This window comes from Streptomyces sp. NPDC091209 (assembly GCF_044757755.1).
Taxonomy (GTDB): domain Bacteria; phylum Actinomycetota; class Actinomycetes; order Streptomycetales; family Streptomycetaceae; genus Streptomyces.
This window is the reverse complement of the sequence record NZ_JBIVVR010000026.1, coordinates 18,878-27,133: the sequence shown is the minus strand read 5'-3', so window position 1 is coordinate 27,133 and position 8,256 is coordinate 18,878. Positions and strand designations below refer to the sequence as shown.

8 protein-coding genes are annotated in these 8,256 nt (G+C 69.9%); 6 read left to right on the top strand and 2 right to left on the bottom strand.

What is annotated here, in order from left to right; genetic code table 11:
* The first annotated feature begins 32 nt into the window (after positions 1-32).
* The 3 genes from ACIQRL_RS40545 to ACIQRL_RS40535 are packed head-to-tail and all read left to right on the top strand — an operon-like array spanning position 33 to position 1,372.
* On the top strand, positions 33-371 hold the full coding sequence (locus ACIQRL_RS40545; protein ID WP_389083250.1) for a YnfA family protein: 339 nt from the start codon (positions 33-35) through the stop codon (positions 369-371).
* A gap of 60 nt (positions 372-431) precedes the next feature.
* Positions 432-1,199, top strand: a complete 768-nt coding sequence (locus ACIQRL_RS40540; RefSeq protein WP_401341320.1) for an SDR family NAD(P)-dependent oxidoreductase — start codon at positions 432-434, stop codon at positions 1,197-1,199.
* Positions 1,199-1,372 carry a hypothetical protein gene (locus ACIQRL_RS40535; protein WP_401341317.1) on the top strand — a complete coding sequence of 58 codons (174 nt, stop codon included), beginning with the start codon at positions 1,199-1,201 and terminating at the stop codon, positions 1,370-1,372. The genes ACIQRL_RS40540 and ACIQRL_RS40535 overlap by 1 nt, the downstream gene beginning before the upstream one ends.
* A gap of 108 nt (positions 1,373-1,480) precedes the next feature.
* Here the strand turns inward: ACIQRL_RS40535 and ACIQRL_RS40530 are convergent, their stop codons facing one another.
* Complete coding sequence (locus ACIQRL_RS40530; RefSeq protein ID WP_401341315.1) at positions 1,481-2,674, bottom strand: RtcB family protein; 1,194 nt, start codon at positions 2,672-2,674, stop codon at positions 1,481-1,483.
* 201 nt (positions 2,675-2,875) lie between these two features.
* Here ACIQRL_RS40530 and ACIQRL_RS40525 point away from each other — a divergent pair, with 201 nt between their 5' ends.
* From ACIQRL_RS40525 to ACIQRL_RS40515, 3 genes are all read left to right on the top strand, one after another.
* Entirely contained in the window at positions 2,876-3,724 is an 849-nt protein-coding gene (locus tag ACIQRL_RS40525) for a DUF3558 domain-containing protein (protein ID WP_401341312.1), read from the top strand.
* A 145-nt stretch (positions 3,725-3,869) separates the two neighbouring features.
* Entirely contained in the window at positions 3,870-4,787 is a 918-nt protein-coding gene (locus ACIQRL_RS40520; RefSeq protein ID WP_401341311.1) for a DUF3558 domain-containing protein, read from the top strand.
* Positions 4,788-4,977: 190 nt separating this feature from the next.
* On the top strand, positions 4,978-6,369 hold the full coding sequence (locus tag ACIQRL_RS40515) for a DUF2637 domain-containing protein (protein WP_401341309.1): 1,392 nt from the start codon (positions 4,978-4,980) through the stop codon (positions 6,367-6,369).
* 133 nt (positions 6,370-6,502) lie between these two features.
* On the opposite strand, the gene lysS is transcribed toward ACIQRL_RS40515, so the two are convergent.
* Positions 6,503-8,245, bottom strand: a complete 1,743-nt coding sequence (gene lysS, locus ACIQRL_RS40510) for a lysine--tRNA ligase (protein ID WP_401341307.1) — start codon at positions 8,243-8,245, stop codon at positions 6,503-6,505.
* Positions 8,246-8,256 lie beyond the last annotated feature (11 nt).

The window sequence follows — 8,256 nt, the reverse complement described above, 5'->3', positions numbered from 1 at the left end:
GGCCGGACCCCGCGTCCTGACACAGTGACCGCATGCTGATCGCCCGCTCCGCCCTCCTCTTCGTCCTGGCCGCACTCCTGGAGATCGGCGGCGCCTGGCTGGTCTGGCAGGGCGTACGCGAGCACCGCGGCTGGCTCTGGATCGGCGCCGGTGTCATGGCCCTCGGCGTGTACGGCTTCGTCGCCACCCTCCAGCCGGACGCCGCGTTCGGCCGCGTCCTCGCCGCGTACGGCGGAGTCTTCGTGGCCGGCTCCCTCGCCTGGGGCGTGGTCGCGGACGGCTACCGTCCCGACCGCTGGGACATCACCGGCGCCCTGATCTGCCTGGCCGGAGCGGCCGTGATCATGTACGCGCCCCGCGGCGGCGGCTGACGCCCGCCTATCCTGGCCGGAGCAACCGAAGACACGCAGACACCGCCAAGGAGCAGCCGTATGACCCCCGCCGCCGCGTCCCGTATCGCCGTCATCACCGGTGCAAGCAGCGGAATCGGCGCCGCGACGGCCCGGCAGCTCGCGGCCGAGGGCTACCGCGTCGTCCTCACCGCGCGCCGCAAGGACCGCATCGAGGCGCTGGCGGAGGAGATCACCGCGGCGGGCGGCCAGGCGACCGCGTACGCCCTGGACATCACCGACCGCACGGCGGTCGACGAGTTCGCGACGGCGTTCAAGACGATCGGCGTCCTGGTCAACAACGCGGGCGGCGCGCTCGGCGCCGACACCATCGCGACGGGCGACCCGGCCCAGTGGCGCCAGATGTACGAGACGAACGTCATCGGCACCCTGAACGTCACCCAGGCCCTCCTCCCGGCGCTCACCGCCAGCGGCGACGGCACCGTCGTCGTGCTCTCCTCCACGGCCGGCCACAGCACGTACGAGGGCGGCGGTGGCTACGTCGCCGCCAAGCACGCCGAGCACGTCCTCGCGGAGACGCTGCGCCTGGAGATCGTCGGCACGCCCGTCCGGGTCATCGAGGTCGCCCCCGGCATGGTCAAGACCGACGAGTTCGCCCTGACCCGCTTCGACGGTGACGCCGAGAAGGCCGCCAAGGTCTACGCGGGCGTGGCCCAGCCCCTCACCGCCGACGACGTCGCCGAGACCATCACCTGGGCCGTCACCCGCCCCAGCCACGTGAACATCGACCTCCTCGTCGTCCGCCCCCGCGCCCAGGCGTCGAACACGAAGATCCACAGGGAACTGTGATGCCCGACCCGGCGTCACCTCCCGGGCAGCCGACGCCCCCGGACGGCGAACAGGCCCGCCTGGCCCTGGAGAAGAAGCGCGAACGCTTCGTCTGGTACTACCTCGCGTACTTCCTCTTCGGCATCCACATCGTGGCCTTCGTCATGATCTACGCGGTCCTGCACGCGAAGTGACCGCCTGGAGCGGCGGGCGGTCCCGGGCGCCGCTCGTGAGCACCTACGCGTAAGGGTCCGAGCCGTCAACGGCTCGGACCCTTCGGGCAGTTCAGCTCCTTGCGCGCTTCAGCCCTTCACGCAGACGACCTGCTTCAGCTTCGCCACGACCTCCACGAGGTCGCGCTGCTGCTCGATGACCTGCTCGATCGGCTTGTAGGCGCCCGGGATCTCGTCGACGACGCCGGAGTCCTTGCGGCACTCCACGCCCTGCGTCTGGTCCTCCAGGTCCTTCGTCGAGAAGCGGCGCTTCGCCGCGTTGCGGCTCATGCGCCGACCAGCGCCGTGCGAGGCCGAGTTGAAGGCCTTCTCGTTCCCGAGGCCCTTCACGATGTACGACCCGGTCCCCATCGAGCCCGGGATGATGCCGAACTCGCCGGCCCGCGCGCTGATGGCCCCCTTGCGGGTGACGAGCAGGTCCATGCCTTCGTACCGCTCGACGTTCACGTAGTTGTGATGGCACGAGATCTCCGACTCGAAGGCAGGCTTCGCCTTCTTGAACTCCTTGCGGACCACGTCCTTCAGGAGCGCCATCATGAGCGTGCGGTTGTGCTTCGCGTACTCCTGGGCCCAGAACAGGTCGTTGCGGTACGCCGCCATCTGGGGCGTGTCCGCGACGAAGACGGCGAGGTCACGGTCGACCAGCCCCTGGTTGTGCGGGAGCTTCTGGGCGACACCGATGTGGTGCTCGGCCAGCTCCTTGCCGATGTTCCGCGACCCGGAGTGCAGCATCAACCAGACAGAACCGGTTGAATCCGTGCAAACTTCTACAAAGTGGTTGCCGGATCCGAGCGTTCCCATCTGCTTAATGGCCCGATCCTGGCGGAATTTGACCGCTTCGGCGACTCCGTCGAACCGCCCCCAGAAGTCGTCCCACCCCGCGGTGGCCAGGCCGTGGAAGCCGTCCGGGGTGACCGGGGAGTCGTGCATCCCGCGGCCCACCGGGATCGCCTCCTCGATCTTCGAGCGGAGTCGCGAGAGGTCGCCCGGAAGGTCGTTGGCCGTCAGCGAGGTCCGGACCGCGGACATTCCGCAGCCGATGTCGACGCCGACCGCCGCCGGGCACACCGCGTCCCGCATCGCGATGACCGAGCCGACCGTCGCGCCCTTGCCGTAGTGGACGTCCGGCATGACGGCGAGCCCCTTGATCCAGGGCAGGGTCGCCACGTTCTGGAGCTGACGGAGCGCGACGTCCTCGACGGAGGCCGGGTCGGCCCACATACGGATGGGAACGTTCGCCCCCGGCACTTCTACGTACGACATTTCGCCCTCGATCCCCAGAAAAAAAACAGAAGTCTTAAATCGCAAAACCGGCGCCTAGGTCGACGTATGGGACAACGGACCGGCGTCCACGGCTGTGCGTGCGATACACATTGTCTCCAGGGGTCGCCCCCGTGCGGCAACCGAATAACCACAGGACACCCGGGCCGAAGCGCCGTCGGGACCGTCGAGAGGAGCCTGACCGTGCAGCGGAAGGCGTACGTATCTGGCGCCGCCGTGCTCCTCGCGGCATTGCTGGCGGGCTGCTCGGGCGGTTCAGGCGTGGGGAGTTCGGCTCCGGACTCCAAGGGCGGCGACACCGGCACGACGGCCCCGGTGGCCCAGCCCGGCAAGTACCGCACCCTTCCGGAGGCGTGCGGAGCGGCCGATCACGACACGCTCGACTCACTGCTGCCCGGCATCCAGCAGATCGCCGACGAGACGCAGCAGGAGAAGGCGTACGAGGGCGAGGCCACGCTCACGTACGACACGGACCGGCGTGACGGCTGCAGCTGGAAGGTGGATTCCGCCTCCGCCACCGATCACCTCTTCGTCGACTTCGAGCGCGTGGTCTCGTACGACAACGCGGTGAGCGACGAGAGCAAGGCGGAGGAGCTGTACGCCACCAAGCAGACGGCGGCCGACCTTCCGGAGCCCGCCGCGTCCGCTTCCGGCACCGCAGAACCGAGTCCGAGCGGCAGCGCCACCGGCCCGGCCGCCACCGAAACCGGTGCCGGCGGCGACAACGCCACCGTCTCCGGCGCCCCTTCCGCCCCCACCGGCTCCGCCTCCGCCTCGGAGACCCCGGCCGATCTCCAGCCGCGCGTCCTCGACGATCTGGGCGACGAGGCGTTCATCGACGACAAGCTGAGCACCGGCTCGTCGACGGCTCAGCAGCGCACGGTGACTGTGGTGTTCCGCACGTCGAACGTGATCGTGACGATCGAATACGCCGAGCAGCCGACGGCTTCCGCGAACACCCCGGACAGCAAGGAAATGCAGGACAGGGCGCGGAAACTGGCCCAGAAGCTGTCCTCCAGGCTCAACGGCTAGCGGCCCCGCGGCCGCTGGGGGCACCCGGGCGCAAACCCCCCGAACGGGAACCGCCCAGGCGCCCCACCGCGTACCGTGGCCCCTCGGACCCGACCGGTCGCACGCCCCATGTGCGGCCGTACCACGAGCCACGAGTGAAGGAACCATGCACCGACCAGTACAGCGAGTAGGCCGAGAACCGCGACTCACCCGCATCCTTGTCAGCGCAGCCGCCTTGCCGGTGATGCTCGTCGCCGCGGGCTGTTCCTCGGACTCCGGCTCCGGTGGCGACGCACAGAAGAGCGCGAGCGCGGCCCCTGGAGCGACGGTGCCGGTGAGCACCTCGGCCCCCGCCGTCCAGCCCGCCGCGTACGCGGCGCTGCCCAAGCCCTGCTCGGTGCTGTCGAAGAAGACACTGGACGAACTGGTCCCGAAGGGCCCCAAGTCGGGTAAGTCGGGCACGCTGGACGACCCGGCGCAGCGCGGCAACTGCAATTGGAGCAGCCTCGACAACAACGGGGTGAAGGGCTCCCAGTTCCGCTGGCTGAACGTGGCGCTGCTGCGTTTCGATTCGGACGCGCGCGGCACGGGCAACGAGCAGGCGCACGAGTACTTCCAGAAGCAGGTCGCGGGCGCGCTGTCGGTGACGGGCGCGCTGGAGCCGAAGTCGGCGCCGGTCGCCGGGACGGGCGACGAGGCGACGGCCGTACGGTACGGCCTGAAGAAGAAGGAAGGCTCCTTCAAGCAGCAGACGATCGTGGCGCGCGTGGAGAACGTGGTCGTCACGGTCGACTACAACGGTGCCGGTCTCGCGGGTGAGAAGACCCCGGACGCTGCCGGTCTGCTGAAGGCGGCCGAGAAGGCCACGAAGGAGGCGGTGGGCGCGGTGTCCGCCGCGAACAAGGACGGCGGCGCGGCGGGCACGGCCTCGCCGGATCCGGGCTCCTCGTCGAAGGCGCCGTCCGGATCCGGGGCTCCGTCGGCCTCGCCGTCCAGGAGCGCCGCCAAGGGCACGTCCAAGACCGCCGCCAAGGCGGGCTCCGGGAGTGCCTCGCCGTCGACGTCGGCGGCAAAGAGCAGCTGACCCGGTTTCGACCGGGTCCGTGACGCAAGTCGCGGACCCGGCAGGACAGTTGAAGGGGCCCGGTTCTCCTGGAAACCGGGCTCCGCCCATACCGCGCATCCGTACGCCACACACATGTGCCACTCTGTTGCGCGCAACAACACGCAAGGGGAGGGGACTACAGGTGGCCGCGCCCATAAAGCTGACACGGATGCACAAAATTCTCATCGGCGTGGTCGTCGCCGGTGCGCTGGTCATCGCCGGAATCGGCTTCGCCGGTTCGTACGCGGCGGTCCGTGAGCTGGCGATCAAGAAGGGCTTCGGGAACTTCTCGTACGTGTTCCCGATCGGCATCGACGCGGGTATCTGCGTCCTGCTGGCTCTGGACCTGCTGCTGACCTGGATCCGCATCCCGTTCCCCCTGCTGCGCCAGACGGCGTGGCTGCTGACGGTGGCGACGATCGCGTTCAACGGCGCGGCGGCCTGGCCGGACCCGCTGGGTGTCGGCATGCACGCCGTGATCCCGATCCTGTTCGTGGTCTCGGTCGAGGCGGCCCGCCACGCGACCGGCCGAATAGCCGACATCACCGCCGACAAGCACATGGAAGGCGTCCGCCTCACCCGCTGGCTGCTCTCCCCGGTCCCCACGTTCCTGCTGTGGCGCCGGATGAAGCTGTGGGAGCTGCGCTCCTACGAGCAGGTCATCAAGCTGGAGCAGGAACGTCTCGTCTACCAGGCCCGCCTGAACTCCCGCTTCGGCCGCGCCTGGCGCCGCAAGGCCCCGGTGGAGTCCCTGATGCCGCTGCGCCTGGCCCGCTACGGCATCCCCCTCTCGGAGACCGCCCCGGCGGGTCTGGCCGCGGCGGGCATCGAGCCCGCACTGCTGCCGCCGGCGCCCGCGCCCGCGCTGGCTCCGGCCGACGCGTCCGCGAGCAGTCGCACCCTCGAGCCCGCGGCGGCCCCTCAGCCCCGGCCCGACGAGCAGCGCCCCGCTCCCGAGGACAGCGAACCCCCCGAGTCGCCGGTCTACGCCGAGCCACAGAATCCGTGGCTCCAGGCGAGGAACCCCCAGGCCATCGCGTACCAGGGCGGCTACGACCCGGACACGGCGTACCAGGAGTGGTTCGCGGAGCAGCAGCAGGCCGAGCTGTTCCAGGAACAGCAACAGTTCCAGGAACAACAGCAGTTCCAGGAGCAACAGCAGTTCCAGTCCCGGCAGCAGTTCCAAGAAGAACAGCGGTTCGAGGAGCAGCGGAGGTTCGAGGAGCAGCGGAGGTTCGCGCAGCAGTACGAGGAGCCGCTGGCCCCTGCGCCCGAGCCCGCCCCGGAGCCCTCTCCGGAGGACACCGGTACCTTCCCGATCCCGTCCGGCCCGGGCCGTACCCGTGGGCTGGGTTCGGGCGGTAGCACGGAACCGACCGAGGAGGACTACTACCTGGTCTTCAAGAAGTCGATAGACGGCAGCTACCCGACCGCGGGCCAGTTCAGGGGAGACGTGGAGGCGACGTACCGCCTCACGCTCCCGCAGCGCGAGGCCGACCGCATGGTCCACCGCTTCACCAACCGCCACACGGCGGAACTCCAGGAGGACCACATCGCCTAGGCACGTCGGCGCGCGAGCGCGTCGGCGAGTACCGCGCGAGTGTGTCGGCGTGTACGAGGAAGGGGCGCCCGGTGATCACCGGGCGCCCCTTCCTCGTACCCCGTACGGCCTCGTACTCCGTACGGCTGTGCCGTTACGCGCTGAGCAGCTTGCGCACCCGGTCCTGTCCGACGGCGAGCAGCAGCGTGGGCAGGCGCGGCCCGGTGTCGCGGCCGACGAGCAGGTGGTAGAGCCGGGCGAAGAAGGTGCGCTGGGCGACCTTGATCTCGGCGGGGAGTTCCTTGGCCGTGGCGTCGGCGGGGAAGCCCGCCTGGACCTTGGGAACGCCGTAGACGAGGTGGGTGAGGCCGTCCAGGGACCAGTTCCGCTCCAGTCCGTCGAGGAGCAGGCGCAGCGACTCGCGGCCCTCGTCGTCGAGGGACGTGAGCAGCTCGACGTCCGGTTCGTCGCGTACGACGGTGCGCTCCTCGGCGGGGACCTGGGTGTTGATCCAGGTCTCGGCCTTGTCGAGGCGGGGGCGGACCTCGTCGAGTGAGGCGAGCGGGTTCTCGGGGTCGAGCTCGCTCAGGATGCGCAGGGTCTGGTCCTCGGCGCCGGCGGTGATGTCGGCGACGGAGGCGAGGGTGCGGTACGCCATCGGGCGGGGGGTCCTGGGCAGGTCCCCGGCGGCGGTGCCGACGGCGCGGGTGTACGCGGCGGCGTCGGCCGGCAGGACCGAGCCGTCGGCGACCTTGCCGGCGAGCTTGTCCCACTCGTCGTAGAGCCGCTGGATCTCCTGGTCGAAGGCGATCTTGAAGGACTGGTTGGGGCGGCGGCGGGCGTACAGCCAGCGCAGGAGCTGCGGCTCCATGATCTGGAGCGCGTCGGCCGGGGTGGGGACCCCGCCCTTGCTGCTGGACATCTTGGCCATGCCGGAGATGCCGACGAAGGCGTACATCGGGCCGATGGGCTGCTTGCCGCCGAAGAGCCCGACGATCTGGCCGCCGACCTGGAAGGAGGAGCCCGGGGAGGAGTGGTCGACGCCGCTCGGCTCGAAGACGACGCCTTCGTAGGCCCAGCGCATGGGCCAGTCGACCTTCCAGACCAGCTTGCCGCGGTTGAACTCGCTGAGCAGGACGGTCTCGGCGAAGCCGCAGGCGGAGCAGGTGTACGACAGTTCGGTCGTCGTGTCGTCGTAGGCCGTGACGGTGGTCAGGTCCTTCTCGCACTGCCCGCAGTAGGGCTTGTACGGGTAGTACCCGGAGGCGGAGCTGCCGTCGTCCTCGGCGGCGGCGCCGGATCCCTCGGCGGCCTCCAGCTCGGCCTCGTCGACCGGCTTCTGGCCCTGCTGCTTCTTGGCGGGAGCCTTCTTGGTGCGGTACTGGTCGAGGATCGCGTCGATGTCGCCGCGGTGCTTCATCGCGAACAGGACCTGCTCGCGGTAGGTGCCCCCGGTGTACTGCTCGGTCTGGCTGATGCCGTCGTACTCGACGCCGAGCTCGGCCAGGGCCGCGGTCATGGCGGCCTTGAAGTGCTCGGACCAGTTCGGGTACGCCGAGCCGGCCGGGGCCGGGACGGAGGTCAGCGGCTTGCCGATGTGCTCGGCCCAGGAGTCGTCGACGCCCGGGATGCCGAGGGGCACCTTGCGGTAGCGGTCGTAGTCGTCCCAGGAGATCAGGTGGCGCACGGTGTGTCCGCGGCGGCGGATCTCGTCGGCGACCAGGTGCGGGGTCATGACCTCGCGGAGGTTGCCGAGGTGGATCGGACCGGACGGGGAGAGGCCGGACGCTACGACGACCGGTTTGCCCGGGGCCCGACGCTCCGACTCCTCGATGACCTCATCCGCGAAACGGGAGACCCAGTCGGTGGTCTCGGTGCTCTGAGCCACGATCGGCACGTCCTTCTTCC